Source organism: Paenibacillus sp. 8b26, assembly GCF_050626875.1.
Taxonomy (GTDB): Bacteria; Bacillota; Bacilli; order Paenibacillales; family Paenibacillaceae; genus Paenibacillus.
Window position 1 is genome coordinate 4593247 of sequence record NZ_CP192445.1, and the last position, 20493, is coordinate 4613739.

General features: G+C 49.0%; 19 protein-coding genes and 1 tRNA gene. 14 read left to right on the forward strand and 6 right to left on the reverse strand.

Going from position 1 to position 20493, the window contains the following annotated elements; translation table 11 throughout:
* The first annotated feature begins 18 nt into the window (after positions 1 to 18).
* The gene (locus ACQ4MX_RS21410) at positions 19 to 1131 is read left to right on the forward strand and encodes a tetratricopeptide repeat-containing glycosyltransferase family 2 protein (protein ID WP_431091380.1); all 1113 of its coding nucleotides are present in this window, start codon (positions 19 to 21) and stop codon (positions 1129 to 1131) included.
* On the opposite strand, the gene ACQ4MX_RS21415 is transcribed toward ACQ4MX_RS21410, so the two are convergent.
* Positions 1123 to 2001, reverse strand: a complete 879-nt coding sequence (locus tag ACQ4MX_RS21415) for a DUF72 domain-containing protein (protein ID WP_431087194.1) — start codon at positions 1999 to 2001, stop codon at positions 1123 to 1125. The genes ACQ4MX_RS21410 and ACQ4MX_RS21415 overlap by 9 nt on opposite strands.
* Positions 2002 to 2232: 231 nt before the next feature.
* Here ACQ4MX_RS21415 and ACQ4MX_RS21420 point away from each other — a divergent pair, with 231 nt between their 5' ends.
* The 5 genes from ACQ4MX_RS21420 (at position 2233) to ACQ4MX_RS21440 (ending at position 6415) form a co-directional block, all read left to right on the forward strand.
* Positions 2233 to 3021 carry a class I SAM-dependent methyltransferase gene (locus ACQ4MX_RS21420; protein WP_431087196.1) on the forward strand — a complete coding sequence of 263 codons (789 nt, stop codon included), beginning with the start codon at positions 2233 to 2235 and terminating at the stop codon, positions 3019 to 3021.
* 23 nt (positions 3022 to 3044) lie between these two features.
* Positions 3045 to 4067 carry an MBL fold metallo-hydrolase gene (locus tag ACQ4MX_RS21425; RefSeq protein WP_431087197.1) on the forward strand — a complete coding sequence of 341 codons (1023 nt, stop codon included), beginning with the start codon at positions 3045 to 3047 and terminating at the stop codon, positions 4065 to 4067.
* A gap of 52 nt (positions 4068 to 4119) precedes the next feature.
* Entirely contained in the window at positions 4120 to 4755 is a 636-nt protein-coding gene (locus ACQ4MX_RS21430; protein ID WP_431087198.1) for an NAD(P)-dependent oxidoreductase, read from the forward strand.
* Positions 4756 to 4883: 128 nt separating this feature from the next.
* Positions 4884 to 5522: a TetR/AcrR family transcriptional regulator gene (locus ACQ4MX_RS21435; RefSeq protein ID WP_431087200.1), complete on the forward strand. Its 639-nt coding sequence runs from the start codon at positions 4884 to 4886 to the stop codon at positions 5520 to 5522.
* 107 nt (positions 5523 to 5629) lie between these two features.
* On the forward strand, positions 5630 to 6415 hold the full coding sequence (locus ACQ4MX_RS21440) for an SDR family NAD(P)-dependent oxidoreductase (protein ID WP_431087202.1): 786 nt from the start codon (positions 5630 to 5632) through the stop codon (positions 6413 to 6415).
* 285 nt (positions 6416 to 6700) lie between these two features.
* Here the strand turns inward: ACQ4MX_RS21440 and ACQ4MX_RS21445 are convergent, their stop codons facing one another.
* Positions 6701 to 7258, reverse strand: a complete 558-nt coding sequence (locus tag ACQ4MX_RS21445; RefSeq protein WP_044648298.1) for a phosphatidylglycerophosphatase A family protein — start codon at positions 7256 to 7258, stop codon at positions 6701 to 6703.
* A 152-nt stretch (positions 7259 to 7410) separates the two neighbouring features.
* Between ACQ4MX_RS21445 and ACQ4MX_RS21450 the strand changes: the two genes are divergently transcribed.
* The 3 genes from ACQ4MX_RS21450 (at position 7411) to ACQ4MX_RS21460 (ending at position 9956) form a co-directional block, all read left to right on the forward strand.
* Positions 7411 to 8469 (forward strand): GerMN domain-containing protein, encoded by a 1059-nt coding sequence (locus ACQ4MX_RS21450; protein WP_431087205.1) that lies wholly within the window; start codon positions 7411 to 7413, stop codon positions 8467 to 8469.
* A gap of 93 nt (positions 8470 to 8562) precedes the next feature.
* Positions 8563 to 9324 (forward strand): ribonuclease PH, encoded by a 762-nt coding sequence (rph, locus tag ACQ4MX_RS21455; RefSeq protein ID WP_134912982.1) that lies wholly within the window; start codon positions 8563 to 8565, stop codon positions 9322 to 9324.
* Positions 9324 to 9956, forward strand: coding sequence for an XTP/dITP diphosphatase (locus ACQ4MX_RS21460; protein WP_044648295.1), 633 nt, complete (start codon positions 9324 to 9326; stop codon positions 9954 to 9956). Before rph ends, ACQ4MX_RS21460 begins: the two co-directional genes overlap by 1 nt.
* 169 nt (positions 9957 to 10125) lie before the next feature.
* Here ACQ4MX_RS21460 and asnB read toward each other — a convergent pair whose 3' ends face one another.
* A complete protein-coding gene (gene asnB, locus ACQ4MX_RS21465) occupies positions 10126 to 11970 on the reverse strand; it encodes an asparagine synthase (glutamine-hydrolyzing) (RefSeq protein ID WP_431087207.1) in 1845 nt (614 codons plus the stop codon).
* 164 nt (positions 11971 to 12134) lie between these two features.
* Between asnB and ACQ4MX_RS21470 the strand changes: the two genes are divergently transcribed.
* Positions 12135 to 12494, forward strand: coding sequence for a hypothetical protein (locus tag ACQ4MX_RS21470; protein ID WP_025683645.1), 360 nt, complete (start codon positions 12135 to 12137; stop codon positions 12492 to 12494).
* A 295-nt stretch (positions 12495 to 12789) separates the two neighbouring features.
* On the opposite strand, the gene ACQ4MX_RS21475 is transcribed toward ACQ4MX_RS21470, so the two are convergent.
* Positions 12790 to 13083: a DUF4870 domain-containing protein gene (locus ACQ4MX_RS21475; RefSeq protein WP_431087209.1), complete on the reverse strand. Its 294-nt coding sequence runs from the start codon at positions 13081 to 13083 to the stop codon at positions 12790 to 12792.
* 175 nt (positions 13084 to 13258) lie between these two features.
* Here ACQ4MX_RS21475 and ACQ4MX_RS21480 point away from each other — a divergent pair.
* Positions 13259 to 13332: transfer RNA gene (locus ACQ4MX_RS21480), tRNA-Arg, on the forward strand.
* A gap of 261 nt (positions 13333 to 13593) precedes the next feature.
* Here ACQ4MX_RS21480 and ACQ4MX_RS21485 read toward each other — a convergent pair.
* Complete coding sequence (locus ACQ4MX_RS21485) at positions 13594 to 14937, reverse strand: 6-phospho-beta-glucosidase (protein ID WP_431087211.1); 1344 nt, start codon at positions 14935 to 14937, stop codon at positions 13594 to 13596.
* 171 nt (positions 14938 to 15108) lie between these two features.
* On the opposite strand from ACQ4MX_RS21485, the gene ACQ4MX_RS21490 reads away from it, so the two are divergent.
* Positions 15109 to 16077 carry a LacI family DNA-binding transcriptional regulator gene (locus ACQ4MX_RS21490; protein ID WP_431087213.1) on the forward strand — a complete coding sequence of 323 codons (969 nt, stop codon included), beginning with the start codon at positions 15109 to 15111 and terminating at the stop codon, positions 16075 to 16077.
* 77 nt (positions 16078 to 16154) lie between these two features.
* Here ACQ4MX_RS21490 and ACQ4MX_RS21495 read toward each other — a convergent pair whose 3' ends face one another.
* A complete protein-coding gene (locus ACQ4MX_RS21495; protein ID WP_431087215.1) occupies positions 16155 to 17069 on the reverse strand; it encodes an arginase family protein in 915 nt (304 codons plus the stop codon).
* A 106-nt stretch (positions 17070 to 17175) separates the two neighbouring features.
* On the opposite strand from ACQ4MX_RS21495, the gene ACQ4MX_RS21500 reads away from it, so the two are divergent.
* Positions 17176 to 17517 carry a winged helix-turn-helix transcriptional regulator gene (locus ACQ4MX_RS21500; RefSeq protein WP_014277680.1) on the forward strand — a complete coding sequence of 114 codons (342 nt, stop codon included), beginning with the start codon at positions 17176 to 17178 and terminating at the stop codon, positions 17515 to 17517.
* Positions 17518 to 17917: 400 nt separating this feature from the next.
* A complete protein-coding gene (helD, locus tag ACQ4MX_RS21505; protein ID WP_431087218.1) occupies positions 17918 to 20338 on the forward strand; it encodes an RNA polymerase recycling motor HelD in 2421 nt (806 codons plus the stop codon).
* Positions 20339 to 20493 lie beyond the last annotated feature (155 nt).

Sequence of the window (20493 nt, forward strand, 5' to 3'; positions counted from 1 at the left end):
TGTAGCGCGGGGGGCTCCATAACTAAACCTCCCGTCACAATCAGCTTGTGTATGATTGTGAAAAACGAGGAGCAGACGCTTGCCCGCTGTCTGGATTCGGTGGCGGACCTGATGGATGAAATCATCATCGTGGACACAGGCTCCACGGATCAGACGAAGACCATTGCAGCCTGTTATACGTATCGGGTGTATACATTCGACTGGAACGACGATTTTGCCGCCGCCCGTAACGAATCGTTCGACAAGGCGACCTGTTCCTATATCTTGTGGCTGGATGCGGACGATGTACTGCTGGAGCCGGACCGGGAGCGTATGCGTTCCTTGAAGCGGCGTTTGTCTGCGGACATCGACGCGGTGGTGATGCCACTCCATCTGGCGGAAGATGAGCAGGGTGAGCCGTTGTTTACCTCGTGCCGTATCCGTCTCGTGAAGCGGGAGCGGCTATACCGCTGGGAAGGGCGTCTGCATGAGGATCTGGTGATATCAGAAGGGCGAATCGTTCATTCCGATGTGGCTGTAACACACCGCCGCATGGAAGATCACACGCTCCGCAATCAACATATTCTTGCCCGCTGGATCAGCGAAAGCGGCAAGGTGGAGGGACGTCTACTGTATTTTCACGCGAATGAGTGCTTTGATCGTAAGGAATATGCCGAGGCGGCAGAGGCGTTCATTCGCCTGCTGGGGGAGCCGAGCGGCTACCGGGAGGACCGGATTACCGCTTGCGTGCGTTTGGCGGAATGCTATCTTCATCTCGGGGAGCCGGAGCAACAACTGGATAGTCTGCTGCGCTCCTTCCGATATGATGTGCCGCAAGCGGACTTGTGCTGCATGATCGGTGACTGGTTTTTCACACGAAAAGAGTGGAGCACAGCCACCTACTGGTACGAAAAAGCACTGGAGCAGCAGGACGTATCTGGCTTGAGAGCTGTTCCGGTGCCCTGCTACTCCTGGCTGCCGCATGTACGACTTAGCCATTGCTGTGCCAATCTGGGCAAGCTGGACGCTTCATATGAGCATAACCAAAAAGCTTTGCAATACTTGCCTGAGGACCCGCATTTGCTGGATAACGAACGCAAGCTCAGGAGTGCTATTCAAAACCTTTCATCCTCAGCCCGTCCTTCAAAATAGTTCAAGCTGTTCCGGTTCATTGTCCTCTTCCGGTGGCTTGCGGGGTGGAAAAGGCTTAGGCTCCATGCCGAGCATGTTCATGAGCTGCTTGGCGTTAGCGGCGGCATCTCCACCTGAGTTGTTGTTGAAAATAACGCACACCTCGCGGCTTTGCTGCTCCAGTTCCAGCAAGCGGTCTTTCCATTCGGCCAACTCGTTCTCATTATACCGATACAGGTAACGAACCTCTCGCCAGTTGGGCGCGGAGCTTTGATTCCAGCCGGATACATTCCGTCCGTGAAGACGTACCACCGTCAGATTGCTGTCTGTAGCCTGCGGCACAATCGGGACGGACCCCAGTCCCGCCTGCGGCTCGTCGCATACGCTGTGTATCCAGCCTTCCTCACGCATAAATGCCAGTGTTTGCTTTCGAAATTCGGGTGTGAACCAGCTTTGATTTCTGAATTCAAGTACAGATGGGACATCTCCCATCCTTTTTTTCGTGTCACGTAGCACGACGACGTTCTCACGTGTACAGTCGAACCAGGGAGGGTACTGGAACAGCACAGCCTTGAGCTTGCCTGCTTCGCGGAGAGGCTGTATGGATGTATGCAATGCTTCGTACATGGCATCAGTTGTTTTGAAATAAGGCTGTTTGCCTCGCGTATGCCCGGTCATGCCCTGATAGGCTTTGACGAGAAATGAAAATGAGTCAGGGGTTTCGGTCGCCCAGCGTGCCATACGATCCGTAGGCTGTACGGCATAAAAAGAACTATCCATCTCAACCACTGTAAAATGGCTTCCATAGATGCTTAATTTTTGATTGGCTTTGGTGCCGACCGGATACAGATCATCGTGATCGCCCCAACCCGTCAGTCCGATTTGAATCATAACGTTGCCGCTCCTTTCCTTCATAAATACCGTCAAAAGGCGTTCCCATGATTCATTTTAATGATAAAATAGGGTGAATCGCATGAAGCTGGTATGAAGTTCCTATGAATATTTAAGCTTAAATATGGTTATTGTAACATGTTGCTTAATCGTAATGTTTTTGAGTTTCCAGTTTGAAAAAGCTAATATAGTATGTAATAGAGCGAAACGAGTTTATGGAGGAGAAATAATATGGCAGAATGGTATGAGCAGAGCTTTGGGGAAGATTACTTATTAGTATACAAGCATCGCGACTTTCAGGGAGCCTATCATGAAGTACAGAAAATGATCTCTTGGCTCAAATTGCCGCAGGGCTCTAGCGTATTGGACTTGTGCTGTGGTATGGGACGCCATTCTCTTGCGCTCGCGGATGCGGGCTATAAGGTAACGGGTGTGGATTTGTCCGGTGTGCTGCTGCGTGAGGCACATGCTGCCGATCCCGAAGGACGGGTTAGCTGGCATCAGGGCGATATGAGAGAGGTGCCTCTTGAGGAGAGTTTTGATGCGGTAGTGAATTTGTTTACTTCCTTTGGTTACTTTGAGGAGGATGCGGAGCAGCTTAAAGTATTAAAAGAAATTTATCGGCTGTTGAAGCCGGGCGGACGTTTTATTATAGATTATTTGAATCCTGCGTACGTAGCTGCTCATCTGGTGCCGCATTCGTCGCGGGAGGATGAAGGAAATCAGATTGAGGAGCATCGGGTTATCGAGGACGGATTTGTGAAAAAACAGATTGCCATTCGTTCCATCGCTTCTGTTTCGGCTTCTGAGGGCGGTGCTGCTGGTCAGGATACAACTGTAGCAGGTGAAGAGCCTGTACGTGTGTATCATGAACGCGTCAAGCTGTACCCATATGAAAAATTCCGTGCTTTGCTGGAGGAAGCGGGACTGTCTGTAGAGCAGGTACATGGAAGCTATAATGAAGATAAATATATGGAAAATGTATCGCCCCGAATGATTTTTGTCGGTGTGCGTGCTTGATACGGAAAGGCGGTTGGGAAGCCATGAAGATGCCGGAGCTAACCCCGTGTGAACGGATCGACGGAGGCTTTCAGGTCAAAATATCCATGTCCTTTCCGCTGCGCTGGGTGAACAGCTATGTGCTGAAGGGGCAGGACGGATTTACAATCGTAGACCCCGGCCCGCGCAGTACGGATACGGAGGAAGAATGGGCGCATGTCTTCCAGGAGCTGGGGATGTCCTTTGGTGATATCTCGGACATTGTCGTGACTCATCATCACCCGGATCATTACGGTTTGGCGGGCTGGATGCAGCAGCAAAGTCAGGCTCGTGTACATATGTCAGCGCGAAGCTATAAGGAAGCGATGATGATGTGGGGCCAGCCGGATTCACAAGCGGATATCTCTATGCCGATGGAGCAGAGGCTGCCAAGCTTTTTTGTCCGTCACGGCTTTCCTGTGGAGCAGGTATCGGCCTTGGAACTGCACATGCAGCAGGCTCATCTGCAAGTGAATCCACAGCCTGATATCACCGTTATTCCTGTCGGGGAGGATGCCCGTCTGGAATGGGGTGGACGTGGCTGGCTGCCCATTGAGACAGGGGGGCATGCGCCCGGACATGTCTCTTTGTATGAGCCGAATAGCGGCGTTATTCTGTGCGGTGATGCGGTTTTGCCAAGGATTTCGCCTAATATCAGCCTGCTGCCGGGGAGTGATACTCAGCCTTTGCAGTCTTTTTTAGACGGCTTGCAGCGTCTTGGCGAGCTGGAGGTAGCGTGGGCATATCCGGGGCACCGTAATCCGTTTGGTTATTTTCGTGAACGGACGCAGGCGCTGATGGCGCATCATGAGGAACGGCTGGACAAGTTCCATGAATTGATTCAGTCAGAGGGCAGTACAGCCTATGAGCTGTGTATCGCTGTATTTAGTGACAAACTGGGGATTCATCAGCTACGGTTTGCCATGTCCGAGACACTGGCCCATCTGGTGGAACTGGAGCGACGCGGTCGGGCCTCTATAAGCGAGACGAACCCTATCGCACGCTTCTACCCGCTTCGCGGAAAGTAATGGCGGAAAGTAATATAAGGACAACGGCATCCATGCCGGGAAAGAGGCTTTTATGAATTTGCTGCTGCTGGGGGCTACCGGACGTGTGGGGCGTTTTATTCTGGAATATGCATTAGCGGACGGTCACACCGTTACAGCCCTTGTTCGTGCACCGGACAAGCTGGAGGATTACAAATTAAGATATGGAACGCAGCTCCAGATCGTACAAGGAGATGCCACCAATGCTGAGAATGTAGCACAAGCGTTGAAGGGCGGGACGACAGCAGTCATCAGCGCGCTGAATACGGATGGAACCACGACCTTATCCGTTAATATCCGTTTGCTGATCCGGCTTATGCAGGAGCAGTCCGTTCCCCGGCTCATTACAGTGGGGACGGCAGGGATTTTACAGAGCCGGACAGAGCCGGGTTTGTATCGGTATGAATCCTCCGAGCCCCGGCGGCGCAGCACCCGTGCGGCTGAGGAACACCGCCGGGTGTACGAACTGCTGCGCGATTCGGCGCTGGACTGGACGATAGTCTGCCCGACATGGCTGCCGGACGGAGCGCGGACGGGCATATATCGCGTGGAAAAGGATCTGCTGCCCGAGGGTGGCACACAAATTACGACCGCTGACACGGCCGATTTTACGTATCGTCAATTGAGTAGTAGCGATTTTCTACACACACGGGTAGGCATTGCCTATTGATGCTGTAGCGAGTTTAATATTTGACAAAAATTCAGAATTAGAATACTATGATTCTTGTTGGTAACGTTGTTTCCGAAAAGATCACGCTCAAACTCTATGTTAAAAATAGTAAGGAAGTGCATTAAAAAATGTCCGAGCCATCGCATCCCTATAAAACCTATTCGGAAGTGAAGCTACAGCAGCAGCAATTGCTACGAAAAAATGTCATTGATGCGGCATGTATCCTTCTTGCGGAAGAAGGGCCAGAGGCTGTGACCGTGCGACGAGTTGCCCAGAAATTAAGCTGTTCCACCAAGATTATTTACAGTATTTTCGGCAGCAAGGATGGTCTCGCCAATGAGATGTACCTGGATGGATGTCGGCTATTGGCCGAAACCTTTCAACAAGTTCCAAGCACCGATAACGTACTCGCTGATCTGGAAGCTTTAAGCTGGGCGTATTGGCAATTTGCACAGCTTCATTCAGCCTATTACAAAATGATGTTTGGCGGGGCTTTATCTGATTTTAAACCGGATGAACAGAGTCTGGAGGGTACGACTACGGCCCTATCTCGAATTCTGGAAACCGTCATACACGCTATGAAGCAGGGTGAACTGGAAGAACATGATCCGCTGCTGGTTGTCCGGATGTTTTGGTCTGCTTTACATGGAGTCATACATCTTCAGTTTGCAGGTCATTTTTCAGAAGTAGATATGGCTCAAGGGGTGTATGCATTTACACTGAAGAATGTGCTCGCAGCATTTAAAACATCCTCATCCCAATCTTAAGATATAAGGTGTACTGAGGTCGTCATAATAGGTGACTTCAGTTCATTTTGGAACAATGGTAACAATGTTTCTTGAATAAAACAACGATACTATGGAGGTTCATAATCATGTTTATGTACGCAAACAAAACAGCTCTGATCACAGGCGCATCATCCGGTATTGGCGAAGCCTTTGCCTATTCGCTGGCAGCTCAAAAATGCAATCTCATTTTGGTGGCACGTAATGAAACGAAGTTGAAGGCGTTGGCTAAAGAGCTTTCTGCTAAATACAATGTAAAGACAACAGTCATCGCACTTGATCTTTCCGCGATAGGAGCACCGCAAACATTACATCAGGAGGTTCAAAAACATCAATTAAAGGTGGATCTCTTGATTAACAACGCAGGCTTTGCCACCTATGGATACTTCGAGCAGGTTTCAGGAGAACGGCAGCATGAGGAAGTCATGCTCAATGTGACCGCTTTAGTCGATATCACGCATGCATTTATGCCTGATTTATTGCGTAATCGGGATGGGGGATTAATCAATGTTGCTTCCACGGCGGCGTTTCAGCCCGATCCGTATATGGCGGTGTATGGAGCAACCAAAGCATTTGTGCTTTCTTTTACTGAATCGCTATGGGCCGAAAATCGGAAACGGGGGCTTAAAGTTCTGGCCCTTTGTCCAGGCTCAACAGAAACGCCATTTTTTGATATTGTTGGCGCAAGTGAAGCGTCAATTGGAGTTAGGGAAACTCCCCAAACCGTTGTGAAGAACGCGCTGAGAGCATTTGAAAAGGGGCGTAGTCACATCATTTCCGGTCGCCAAAACTATTGGGTAGCTCAGGTGTCCCGGTTCTTCTCTCGTCAATCCACGCTGGGAATTGTAGAACGTGCACTGCGCCCAAAAAATTAAATCAGATTGTATAAATCACATTAGTTTTCCCCATGCGCCGGGTCTGATTGCTTCTCATTCGAATCAGACCCGGCATTTCTGCTTACATAGATCAAGCGCTCAGACGCCACTCCAGCCCTCGGGAATATAATAAAATCCCATTCCACAGTGCAATAGCCTGATCATAATCGTCAGCCTTCATTGTGCGGAATGTATATCCTTCGGTCACGTTTGCTATGTCTTGTTCTCCTCTTACCCTGCATATATCTGTTCTATTCTAACCGTCGTTATCTAACGTGTCGTTAATTAACGAGTCGTATCCGGGGCGCTTTCCTCCCCAAGCTCCTGCTCGCGTTCCGCTTGCTTGCGATGGGCGATACGACTGCTGGCCGAAGCAGCGATAGCGCCGACAATATCGTCCAGAAACGTATGGATCGGCCCCAGACTTTTATCGTTCAGTCGTTCCAGCACACCTGGTTTAAGCTTGTCGACATAACCGTAATTCGTAAATCCAATGCTGCCGTATACATTCACAATGGAAAAGGCCAAAATTTCATCCACTCCGTACAGCCCTTCATCATTTTCAATCATATCCTGCAATGGGGGAAGGAGAGCGCCTTGCTCGGCAAGGATATCCAGTTGGATGCCTGTGAGCACCGCATTTTGGACTTCGCGCTTCATCAGCACCTTTTCCACATTCTCCATACATTCTTCCATCGTTAAATTCGGATAATATTTTTTTTGTAAAAGCATGACCAGCTCTGCGATCTCTGTAATGTTTACACCACGCTTGTGCAGCCATTCGCGGGTGGCATCGGCTACTTTTTTACTGTTCAGGCTATAAGGCACTTTTTTCTTGTCCATAAAGTTGAAGTTTCCCTCCTCGTATCGTTCCTGATTTCTACTGCAATTATGACCAGTGTGTCCAGTCGGATGAAAAAGTAGTTATTTTTTACGCGAGGCTCGTATACATATTAGTACAATCTGTACAAAATTGTTAGGGAGGAACTTCATTTATGAACATAAAACATCCATTGCGCGTAACGTCTGTAGTAGGGCTGCTGTCCCTGCCGTTGTTGTTGTCCGGATGCAGTCTTTTCGGCAATGAATCGGCATCTATTGATCCCCCGCCATCCACGACGGAGCAGTCCATGATTAAGGCGGTGACAGGAAAAGCTCCCGTCAGCATCGGACAGTTGAGAGCTGTATTTTTACAGGATCATAACGGTCTACTGGCTCCGGTATCTTTGCCGATTGCTACAGGTGATGTGCAGGCGGATGCCAAGTCGGCGCTGGAAACGCTGGTTGAGGGCGGACCGTATGCCGGGTTATTGCCAGAAGGCTTTAAGGGCGTGTTGCCACAAGGTACGGAAGTGAAGAGTGTGACGGTGGACAAGAAGAACAAGCTGGCAGTCGTCGAATTCAACAAATCGTTTGGTAGCTACAAGCCACAGGAAGAACGCAAATTAATGGAGAGCTTGACCTGGACCCTGACTGACCGTCCCGACATTCAAAGTGTACAAATCTGGGTGGATGGCAAAAAGCTGAGCGAAATGCCTGTTGGCGGCACACCGCTGGATCATCCGCTGACTCGTGCAGTAGGCATTAACCTGGAGGTTGGTCATGGTGTAACGCCGCTGGATTCCAGTCCGGTCACAGTATATTTTTCATCATCTTCTCCTGCCGGAGTTCAATATTATGTGCCTGTAACACGGCTGGTCAGCCCGGAAAAAGATCGTGTTCAGTCCGCGCTGCATCAATTGATCCAGGGGCCGCAGACCCAGGACGGACTACAGGAAGTCATGACAGGGGAGACGGCTCTGAAATCCGTGGAACGCTCCAAGGATAACGTGATTACGGTATCGCTCTCGGATGACATGTTTGCCAAGGGAGAAGCGGTGCCTGCCGAGTTTCTGGAATCGGTCGTGCTGACGGCGGCAGACAATTCAGAGGATGCGGTTAAAACTAAAATTCGAATTGAGCTGAACGGTGAAAAAAGCGTGATTGGACAAAATAATCAGAATTATGGAGAGCCTGTAGCCAAGCCGCAGCATATTAACGAAATTCCTCTTTAAGGGCGGCGAATCGTCCTTGGGGTGCTTTTGCCTGCACACTTTGGTAGAATAAATGTATAAGAACAGGTTGCATACGACGTAGGAGGAAAAAGCATGAGTAGATCTAACGGACGAAACGGTGATGAGCTGCGCCCAATGAAATTGACAGCAGGAGTAAATAAGTATGCGGAGGGCTCTGTTTTTATAGAGGTTGGCGAGACGAAAGTCATCTGTACGGCTACCGTGGAAGAACGCGTTCCACCCTTTATGAAGGGACAAGGAAAGGGCTGGGTAACGGCAGAGTATTCCATGCTTCCGAGGGCGACCCATACGCGTAATCAGCGAGAAGCTGCACGTGGGAAGCTGACAGGCCGGACGATGGAAATTCAACGTCTGATCGGAAGAGCGCTGCGTTCGGTTGTGAATTTGCAGGCGCTGGGTGAGCGGACAATTACGCTCGACTGTGACGTGATTCAGGCGGATGGCGGCACACGCACGACCTCAATTACCGGTTCTTTCGTAGCGCTGGCGATTGCTGTAAATAAAATTGCAGTCCAGCACAAGCTGCCTGTTTTTCCAATTACTGATTTTCTGGCATCCGTCAGCGTGGGGGTTGTTGGTGGCAAGGCGCTACTGGATCTGAACTATGAAGAGGATTCGAAGGCCAAGGTAGACATGAACCTCGTGATGACGGGTGGCGGCAAGTATGTCGAGCTGCAAGGTACGGGTGAAGAAAGTCCGTTCGACCGTCATGAGCTGGATCAACTGCTCAGCTTGGGTGAACAAGGAATTCTGCAAATGATCGAGCGTCAAAAAGAGGTGCTCGGACCGATTGCAGACAAGATCGGAGCAGGACGTGCGGGGGCTGGGGCCTGATGCTGTTGGAGGGTCCGGTTGTTATTGTCGCTACGAAGAATAAAGGGAAAGTGCGGGAGTTCGCACATGCCTTTGCTCCGTTTGGCAAGGAAGTCAAAAGCATGTACGACTACCCCGATATTCCTGATGTCGTTGAGGATGGTAAAACCTTTGCCGAGAATGCATTGAAAAAGGCCAAAGCAGTCGGAGATGTGCTCGGATTGCCTGTGCTGGCTGATGATTCCGGCCTGTGCGTAGATTTGCTGGACGGAGCGCCAGGCGTATACTCGGCCCGTTATGCTGGGGAAGGCGCTAGCGATCACGAAAACAATATCAAGCTGCTCGACGTTCTGGAATCGAAGCAGCTTGGTGATGATACCGGACAGCCTTTGCTAAGCCCGGCTCAATTCGTCTGTACCTTGATTCTGTATAATCCGCAGACTGGCGAGACGCTGGAATCGACAGGCTCCGTGGAGGGCTGGATTACAACGGAAACCGCAGGCAGCGGGGGATTTGGCTATGATCCGTTGTTTTATTTGCCGGAGTTTGAAAAGACGATGGCCGAACTGACGCTGGAACAAAAGCAAGCCATTAGCCACCGTGGTGTAGCATTGCGGGACTTGGCGAAAAAGCTGGGGAATCCACAGGCATAGCTTGATATAAGTAACAGGCCAGACACATAACGATCAAAAGGCTATCCGCTAGCCATGAGCTGCGGATAGCCTTTTGACTTTCACTATTTTCCGTCGCTATTTCCCGTACACCACGAACTAATAACCGTTCTTTGCCTCGAAGCCTGCTACTTTAGCTATTGGCTAATCCTTACCGAATCGCTACCTTGTAAGTGCGCAACCAGTTATCCACTTGGGCCAAGTAGGCAAACAACTGCGGACCCGACATCAGTTGACCGAACCAGGGCAAATTAGTAGATGCCTCCGGTGAGGCCGCGATATCCCGTACTTTTTGGGCATCAATCAGCTTGAGCAGTGGGGAGGAGGAATCATCCAATAGATCCAGCGCCTGCTTTTTCACAGCAGCAAGATAGGAAGGATTATGCGTTTTGGGATACGGGCTTTTTTTGCGATACAGCACATCATCCGGCAGTACACCTTCCAGCGCCTTGCGCAAAATACCTTTTTCACGTCCGCCCGTCATTTTAATACTCCACGGGATGTTCCATACATACTGCACCAGTCGATGGTCGCAATACGGCACCCTCACTTCCAGTCCGGCTCCCATACTCATCCGATCCTTACGGTCCAGCAGAGTAGGCATAAAGCGGGTGATGTTCAGATAGGACATGACGCGCATTTGCGCAGCTTTACCTGTTTCCCCCGGCAGCTTCGGCACTTCTCCTACCGCTTCCGAGTATCGGTCGTTCAAATACTCCAAGGGCTTGATCCAGTCCCGCACCTCGGGAGACAGCAGACTGGCTCTCATATCGGGAGCGACTGCCCACGGGAACGTACCCGAATTGAGCATTTCCTCACGATGAAACCATGGATATCCGCCAAACACTTCATCCGCCGCTTCGCCGGAAATGGCGACAGTGGCTCCTTTTTTAATCTCCCGGCAAAAGAGATACAGCGACGAATCCACATCCGCCATACCGGGCAAATCCCGCGTTAGCGTGGAGTTGTTCAGCGCTGCTACGACCTCGGGTGTATCGAATTCGATCCAGTGGTGGTTCGTGCCTAACTCATCGACCATCCGCTGAATCCAGGGAGCATCGGCTCCGGGCTGGAACGCATGGGCTTTAAAATGCTTGTCGTTATCCACATAATCGACCGAATACGTATGAACTTGTCCCTGTCCGGTACGCTTGTAATAATCGACAGCCAGCGCGGACAGTGCGCTTGAATCCAGACCGCCCGACAGCAAAGTGCATACCGGAACGTCTGAAATCAGTTGCCGCTCCACCGTATCCAGCAACAGCTCGCGTACCTTGAGCGCTGTTTCTTCGGTGTTATCCTCATGCGCAAAGCTTTCCAGCTTCCAGTAGGCTTGAATGCGCACACCGTCGCGGCTGTACGTGAGCGTATGTCCGGGGCGTAACTCCTTCATGGACGAATAGACGCCGTGTCCGGGGGTGCGTGCAGGCCCGATAATAAAAATTTCAGCCAAGCCCTCGGCGTCGACTGCGGCTTCTACCGCAGGATGCTGGAGCAGCGCTTTGGGTTCCGAGCCAAATACGAATACATCTCCGGTTTGGCTGTAAAATAACGGCTTAACCCCCAGCCGATCGCGTGCCAGAAACACCTGCTCTCGCTCACTGTCCCAGACCGCAAAGGCAAAAATGCCGTTCAGCCGATCCACACAATCCGGGCCCCACTCCATGTAGGCTTCGAGTAATACCTCTGTGTCGCATTGTGTCCGGAAAAAATGCCCTCGCTGTTGCAGCTCTTTTTTTAGCTCAGGCGCGTTATATATTTCCCCGTTATATACAATCGTATAAGTGATATCCTCAAGCTGCCGGATCATGGGTTGGGCACCGTTTTCCGGGTCCATGACGCTCAGTCTTCTGTGTCCGAAGGCACACGGGTTGGATATCCAGGTGCCTGCAGCATCCGGTCCGCGATCGGAGAGCGTTTGCGTCATATTGAGCAGCAGCTCCGATTGATGCATTAGGTCTCCGTTCCACTGTATGAAACCAGTAATTCCGCACATGTCTGTTCATCCTCTCTTTGTCGTGTTCATCCAGTGTTGGGATGAAACAAAAACTAAATCCCCAGTTCATCAGTATATATGCCGAAAAGGAGCATAAAATGTCTGTCCGTTCCGAAAACTACAAATGGGGCAACCCGTGTATTCGCAAGGAAGGAGGAAGGCAAATGTACTACATCAAGGATGCTAAAATACGCCGCTTCACCGAACTTGACGGAGTGCGCTGCGCTGAGGTAGAGGTGCGACCCGGTGCGGCAGATGACCCGGAACTGCTGGTCTACATCACCGCCACCAATCAGCAGGATCGTCAGGAAGGTTATGACGTGGTACGCATCATTCGTAATGACGCCGATTTGGCGCTGGATTGGTACGATAATAATCTGCATTCCGCGTTTGAGGAAGTGACGGACAAGGCTTTTACCGACTCCACACACATTACGGCTGGGGAAGAACGAGAAAAGTTTAAAAGGGAGTTACTTTCCTATGGGCAGCTCAGCACGGAATTTGCCAAGGAGTTCGGCGTATGAGAATAGGATGCGCCATGCCTCGGCTTTTGTTGATTTGGGCTCCAGCGCCACTGCGGGATCAGCGTGAAAGGAGGGGGAAATCATAGACGGCAAAGCGAAGTATAAGAAGAACAAAGGCAGCAGTTATATTCATAACAATGAATTTGCGGAAGAAGTGCTTGAGAAAAACGTAAGGCATGAAGTGCCAAAAAGTCCTAGACGTTTCGGTAATAAATAAATTTGTCCATCAAAAATGGTTAAAGAAGCCTCCGTATCCCGCTTAACTCGTGGAATGCAGGAGGCTTCTTCTTCAGATTTATGCGGCTTCACGGAGCGTCATGATACCTTTGTAGATGTTGTAAACAAATACCCCGAGATAGACCACAGCGAATAGCAGCACAAACCCGATTACAGAACCTGCATGATTCGCCGTTGCAATAAAATACAATAGCGGAATCGCCGCGATAATAGGGAAAATGTGCGATAAAATAGCCTTTTTTGCATGTCCCCGAACATACTCGTCCCGTACCGCAATCCATACAATGACGGGCAACAGAAAAGGGGCGAAAAAAATACTGAAATAACAAAGGGATGACAATAGACCTCTCACGGATTATATACCTCCTTCGTAGCATGGCCTTTTGTACATAATACCCCGTCAGCGTCCAAATGATTCCTTTTGCAGCCTGTTTACTGTACGATAAAAAAATGCTTTTGACAGTTAGCAAAAATATGATATAATAATCAATGCACTGAATACATAAGGTTCCAACGAATACCATTTTGTCCCAGTAGCTCAGCTGGATAGAGCAACGGCCTTCTAAGCCGTCGGTCGGGGGTTCGAATCCCTCCTGGGACGTATAACAGAGAAGCTTCCATAAGGGAGCTTTTTTGTGTTCCAGTGGGATGAGAACCCCCTGGACGTCGGAGCATAAGCATCGTTAGCATAAACTTCGCAGTCTTAACCGCAGGGAGAGTATCCCCCTCCTACGACGTATAGCAGCAGGTTCATCTACATTCTACGTGGATGCTAAATAAAAAACGGTCGTGATCCCATCCGAAACGGAGGGAGACGACCGTTTTTTTCATATGTCCGGTACGGACAGCATGTTTTATTAATTTACACTGTCGCCTTCGCCTTATTGGCAAAAAATTGCGGCAAATGCTCTTTATGTGCTTCCAGCAATTCATCCAACACGGTTTGAGCAATGTCACCGCTTGGAACGAGCGGATTCAGGGTGAAGGCTTGCAGCGCTGTTGCGTAGTCACCAGTGACCGCCGCTTCAATCGTCAATTCTTCCATGGCCTTCATCACTTGCAGCAAGCCGCGCTGTGCAGGCGGGAATTTGCCGAAGTTCACGGGTTCAGCACCATGTGCACGAATCACACTGGTAATTTCAATCGCGCTGTCATAAGGGACATCATCAATCGCTCCATTATTACGTGTACTGACAACCATCAGTGTGCCTTTGTTGTTATAGATCGAATTAATAATTTCACAGGCTGCATCGCTGTAATGGGCACCGCCACGTTTGGATAATTCCTCTGGTTTGTAATCCAGATTCGGATCTTTATACAGTTCAAACAGGCTTTCTTCGAGACGTTTGACGACTTGACCCCGAGTTCCTTCGTTTTTGGCTTCCTCTAATTCTTCCTTCAGCATGTTGTCTGTCATGTAGTAATACCGATGGTAAGGGCAAGGCAGCATTTTCAATTGACGAACCTGATCATAGAGGAAACGCATGTTTCTAATATTTTCAACGACCTTTTCCGGTTTTGCGCCGGGCGCGTACAGTCCTTCAATCACTTGCTCCGTTAATTCGGCCCCTGTTTTGTCATATACTTTATGCCAGTGAAGGTGGTTAATTCCTGCAAATTTAAAGAACAGCTCTTCTTCTGGTTTGTCCAGCACAGCCGATGCACTCTTGATCGCGCCGATTGGAACATTACATAATCCGATGACTTTGTCCCATTGACCATAACGAAGCACCGCTTCGGTGACCATACCTGCAGGATTGGTAAAATTAATCAACCACGCATTTGGACACAGTTCTTTCATATCTTCGACGATACTAAGGATAATGGGAATGGTACGAAAGGCTTTGAACATCCCGCCGGCACCATTGGTTTCCTGACCGATCATACCGTGTTTTAACGGAATACTTTCATCCTTAATCCGGGCTTCGAGCAAGCCTACCCGAAACTGTGTTGTTACAAAATCGGCATCCTTCAAGGCTTTCCGGCGATCCAGCGTCAAGTGTACTTCACAATCGATGCCTGCAGCCTTCACCATTCGTTTGGCCATGGCTCCCACGATCTCCAGCTTTTCGCGTCCTGCTTCAATGTCTACCAGCCACAATTCCCGAATGGGAAGCTCTTCATAACGTTTGATGAAGCCTTCTACTAATTCTGGTGTATAGCTGGAGCCTCCGCCAATGGTTGCAATCTTTAAGCCTTTTTTCATGGTTAGTGCCTCCTGAGTATGTTTTTTAAACCGCTTTCTCAAGCTTCTATTTCACTGTAATCCCTGTAATGCATTACAGGTCAAGCGTTTTTAAAAAACTTATTTTGAAAGGGTGACAATCAGAGGCCGGGACCACGAACATGCTAAAATAGAAAGAACGAGGTGAGAAATGTGGCGAATATTCATGAAATTGCAAAGCTCGCGGGTGTATCCTCGGCTACGGTGTCCCGTGTCATTAATAACCATCCGTACGTAAGTGAACCGACAAGACAGCGTGTGCAGGAGGTCATAGACCGACTGGATTACGTTCCTAATTTAAATGCGGTATCTTTAAAAAAGGGCATGACCAAGCTCATAGGAATTATTTCAATTTCTTTTAATGATTCATTGGGTTTATTTGTGCGTGGCTTTACAACGTATGCTCAGGAGCATGGCTTTAATATAGCGCTGTTCATTACGAATGGAGTAAAGGATCGGGAGCTGGAAGCACTGGAAATGCTGCGGAGAAAGCAACTGGATGCTTTGGTTTGCATGATTCGTGTCAATGAGTGGAGTGTGATTGAGCACTACACCAAATATGGCCCAATTGTGACGTGGCAGCGGGTGAACATCGAGACGATTCCGTCCGTATTTATGGATCAGTATCAGGGGTACATGCTTGCGCTGGAGCATCTGTATGCCAGAGGCTATCGCAGCATTGTGAATGTGTATGGGAACATGAGGGGGTTGAATACGAAGGAGCGCATTCGGGCCTATCATGATTTTTGCAAAAAATATGATCTGGACGCTGAGGCCTTTCCGCATTTTTATGACTTGAATTCAATAGAAGCGGGTGAACAAATTGCTCACTGGTGGGGAGAACAACCCCACAAGCCGGATGCTTTCGCTTGTTCTACCGATTATTTGGCTGCAGGTCTTTTGACCGAAGCACGTAGGCTTGGTGTTTCTGTACCGAGTGATGTTGCAGTGGTGGGCTTTGATAATACCGAAATTTCGCATTTGCTTGATTTAACCACCATTCATTACCCGATTGACAAGCAAGCGGAAAATGCATTCATTATGATTCGAAATGCCCTTGAGGGGCTTCATGAAGAATTACATCCTTTGGAGTTCAATTTAGTTGAGCGAGCGACCACTTAAGTGAACCGTACCCCGAATTTTAGACATATAATATAATCATCCGAGATTCGGGGTGTGGATTTTACTCTATAGTCAATTTACTTATTTAAAATAGGTATTTCTCCAAGCAGATTCTTCAAGTTAATAGAATCCCATGGCATATGCTCCGTTATACCCAAGCCAACTACATCGGTTTCTTCAGATAGTTCTTTAATCAGATGAAGTAGTTGAGGCATTTGCATGGTTCCTGCAGGAGAATAATTATAAGGTGCTTCAGGGTTGGCGAATAATAAAGAACGAAATGCCTTGGGGTCAAGCACATCTAAATCAAGATGAATAGCCAGGTGCTTGATGCCACTTTCTTTAACCCACTCTCTTATAGATTCAGTACTGTTCGTTAACTCTTGGGTTCCTGCAGTTCTAATCCCTAGTCTTTGAATCACCTCTGTGTCTGGTTCTGTTGGAGCTATACCTAGTCTTTGAAACGCTTCTGAAATCACTTCTATTTCTTGCTCTGTAGGAACAGCTAATCCCGCGATAAATACATTTTCTGGTTTCAGAGGGATTTTCACATGTTTTGCGAACTCCTCATCTCCTTCTCCCAACAGATTCCCGAGCGGTAATGTATGTCCGTTATCATAGCCCACATATCGAACTAAATCACTGTGAGCATCGATCCAAATTAAACCTAATTCCCCGCCGTATCGTTCGTTTAAATAGGCAAAAGGGGCTTGTTCAACCAAGCAGTCACCACCAAACATTACAATGCGATCTGGCTTATGAGCGTCAATGATATGCTGGGCAGCCTCTAATTGTTCAAGTAGCTGTTTTCTCCCATTCATACCGTTCTCGTTTTCAAGCGGAGTTCCATCATAAGCTTGCACTGGAACATGAATAAGGGGTTGATCATTGTCCGGAGCTAGCCAAGCAAGCAGTTCGGCTCCAAAAGAGTAGTTAGAATTGTTTCCCCCTTGCCATTGTGGCATTAACAGGCGTATTGTTTTTTTAGTCATGTTTTTCTCTCCTTTACTTCAAAAGTAAGGTCAGTATAAACTGAACACAAATAAAAACGTAGTACGCACTTTTTTGATAGGTACTACCCGAAAGGATAGTGTAAATATGAGTATGGCTGAATTTAAAGGTAAAGTTAAAAATATTCAAGATACACCTTTTGGTTATACCGTGTCAGTTATTGGTGGTAAATGGAAAATGGTTATTATTTACCTCCTGGCAGAAAACCAACCGGTTCGCTTTAACGATCTGAAAAGACAGATAGGAGCTATTACTTATAAAACATTAAGTTCACAGCTAAAAGAATTGGAAGCGGATGGTCTGGTGAATCGGAAAGAGTATCCTCAAGTTCCCCCTAAAGTCGAGTACAGTCTCACAGATAAAGCGGAAACACTATTACCCGTTTTGGAAGGGTTATGTGAGTGGGGGACCAAAAACCAAAATAATTAAATCCAGTAGTGCTTAGATTAGGACAATGCTCTTTTCAAAGCAATACATGCTACTCGCGCATGCACTTCAATTAATAATTGGAAATGGAATATAATGAGGAGGATGTAGCCCAAGCGAAGGCGCGGGAGCATCTTTTTTATTGAACTAACGGGAGTTACTTCGCGGTGGTTTGTTTAAACAGTCCACAATCCGGGTCAGTGTTCAGCACTGCCGGGGGTAACAACAAAAAAATAAATTGAACACAAATAAACGCTATGATATAATCGATAGCGCCATTGACGAATTTAAAAGTAAAAGTAAATCCAATTTTATTCCTAATTTAATTGTACATCTGGAACTTTGATTTGTCAATGCTCTTTTTTGTCCCAGAAAACGGAAAAAGGAGTGTGTTCAAGGAGAGATGAAGGAAACGAAGGATTGGCAGCAGGAACAGGAGCGGCTGGAACGGGTCAGGAACAAGCTGCAGGCGAGAATCGCCGAACTGGAGCCGGAGGTTGCCGGACTACGCGATCAGGCTGCGGACATCCGCAAGCGGTTTTGGGAAGATGTTACGATCAACACAAGCACCCATGAAGATTTTGAAGAGACCTTCTACACGATTAACCAGCAGTCGGCGGTGTTGGCCGAACGGGAGCGCGGCCACAAGCTGTTGACGCAGCAATGGAAAAGCATGAACCGTCTGCTCCCGTCTCCTTATTTCGGACGCATCGACTTTAAGGAGGATGGCCTGGATCTCAGCGAGCAGATCTATATCGGCGTATCTTCCTTCGTCGACGAAGACGGGTTGAGCTTTCTGATCTATGACTGGCGTACGCCAATCGCGAGCCTGTACTACGACTACTCCCCCGGCCGAGCGTCTTATGTCACGCCGGGCGGGCGAATCGATGGGACGATGGAGCTCAAACGGCAGTTTCAGATTCAAAACGGGCAAATCCGCAACATGTTTAACGCGAGCGAAACGATCGGAGATGAATTGCTGCAGCAAGTGCTCGGCAAAGGTGCAGACTCGCAAATGAAGAGTATCGTGGCAACCATTCAGAAGGAACAAAACGCCATCATCCGCAATGACAAAAGCCGGATGCTTATCGTACAGGGGGCGGCCGGCAGTGGTAAGACTTCCGCGGCTTTGCAGCGGGTGGCGTACTTGCTCTACAAACACCGCCAGACGATCAGGGCCGATCAGATCGTTCTTTTCTCACCGAATCCGATGTTTGCCAGTTATATCTCCACCGTCCTTCCGGAGCTTGGTGAAGAGAATATGCAGCAGGCGACTTTTCAAGAATATCTCGACTATTGGTCAGGTTCCTCGTTACGGCCGGAGGATCCCTTTGATCAGATCGAATACGTACTGACCGCACAAGGAGCACCGGGATATGAGGCTCGTCTTCAGGGGATCGAGTACAAAGCTTCCGAGGCTTTCCTGCAAGCCCTGCAGAACTATGGAATGTGGTTGGGACGGGAAGGCATGCGATTCTACGGTATTCGGTTTCGGGACCGCGATTTGATTACCGCGGAGCGAATGAGAGCGAAATTTTACGGTTATGACCGTTCACTGCCGTTGTTCAATCGTGTCGTTCTCTTGCAAGAATGGCTGCTGAATGAACTGGCCTCGCTGGAACGCATGGAACGGGACGCGCTTTGGGTAGAGGAAGAGTTGAATTATCTCGACACCGAGCAGTACGCGGAAGTCTTCGGAATGCTGCATAAAGAGAAGGAAGTCTTCGACGTTGCGGAACAATACGCCGTAGTTCGCGAGAAAATAAACAATAAGCGCCGGGAAGATGAAGGTGACTTTGACTTCGCCCGGAGAGAGGAAGATCTGCTCCGCCGCAGGATCGTGAAAGAAAGCTTTAAACCGCTAAGGAAAATCGTGAAGAAACTCTCGTTTGTAGATATCAAAGGCATATATGGCCAATTGTTTGTCGACGAAGCTGCTTATCGAGAGAAAACGAATGGGGCCGTCATCCCCCCGCTGTGGCCTGAAATATGCAGGCAAACCAAGGAAGCGCTGCTCCGGAGCGAGTTATTCTACGAGGATGCGACTCCGTATTTGTATCTAAAAGAACTGATCGAAGGCGTCCGGACGAACACGGAAATTCGGTATGTCTTCGTTGATGAGGGTCAGGATTATTCGCCGTTTCAATATGAATATTTAAAAAAGCTGTTTCCCCGTGCCCGGATGACAGTGCTCGGCGATTTCGGGCAAGCGATCTTCATGCAGGCCACAAGTCTGGACGCATCCGATTCGCCGCTGGTCCGCCTTTTCGGCGAAGCTGAAACAAGCTTTGTCTGCCTTGTACGCAGTTATCGTTCAACCAAAGAGATTGTTGAATTTACGAAATCGATGCTTCCAGGCGGGGAAGAAATTGCTCCGTTTGAAAGGGGAGGCCCAAAAACACTTCTCACGAGACTGGACGGCGGGGAGAAGCGTGATGTGCAAATTCTGGCAGACATTGCGGCGCTCAGGGTCGAGGGCTTCGATTCCATCGCCGTCATTACGAAGACCGCAGCCGAAAGTCGTGAGGCCTATGAATCGTTACGGATTCATGGAGGCGAAGCTCTGCAGCTCATTACGAAGGAGACGTCAGACTTTGAAAAAGCAGTGATGGTCATTCCCGTGTATCTCGCTAAAGGTGTCGAGTTCGATGCAGTCTTGGTCTATGATGCTTCGTCCGAAGCTTACGGCCGGGACAACGAACGCAAACTTCTTTATACGGCGTGTACGCGGGCCATGCACCGGCTTCATCTTTACACGACGGGCGATTGGTCGCCGTTCGTGCAGGCATTGCCTGCGGATTTGTACGAGAAAGCGCCATATTGACGGATCGGAAGTGACGTCGCAAATCACTTCCCACGCCGCAAGCGCGGGAGCGGACGCGAATCCACTGAGTGCCGTCGTCGCGGGTTGTGGCGACACGTTCTTCCTGTCCGTATGCATCGTGACCGCAGGTGTCGCACTGTCGCTCCTTCTGCATA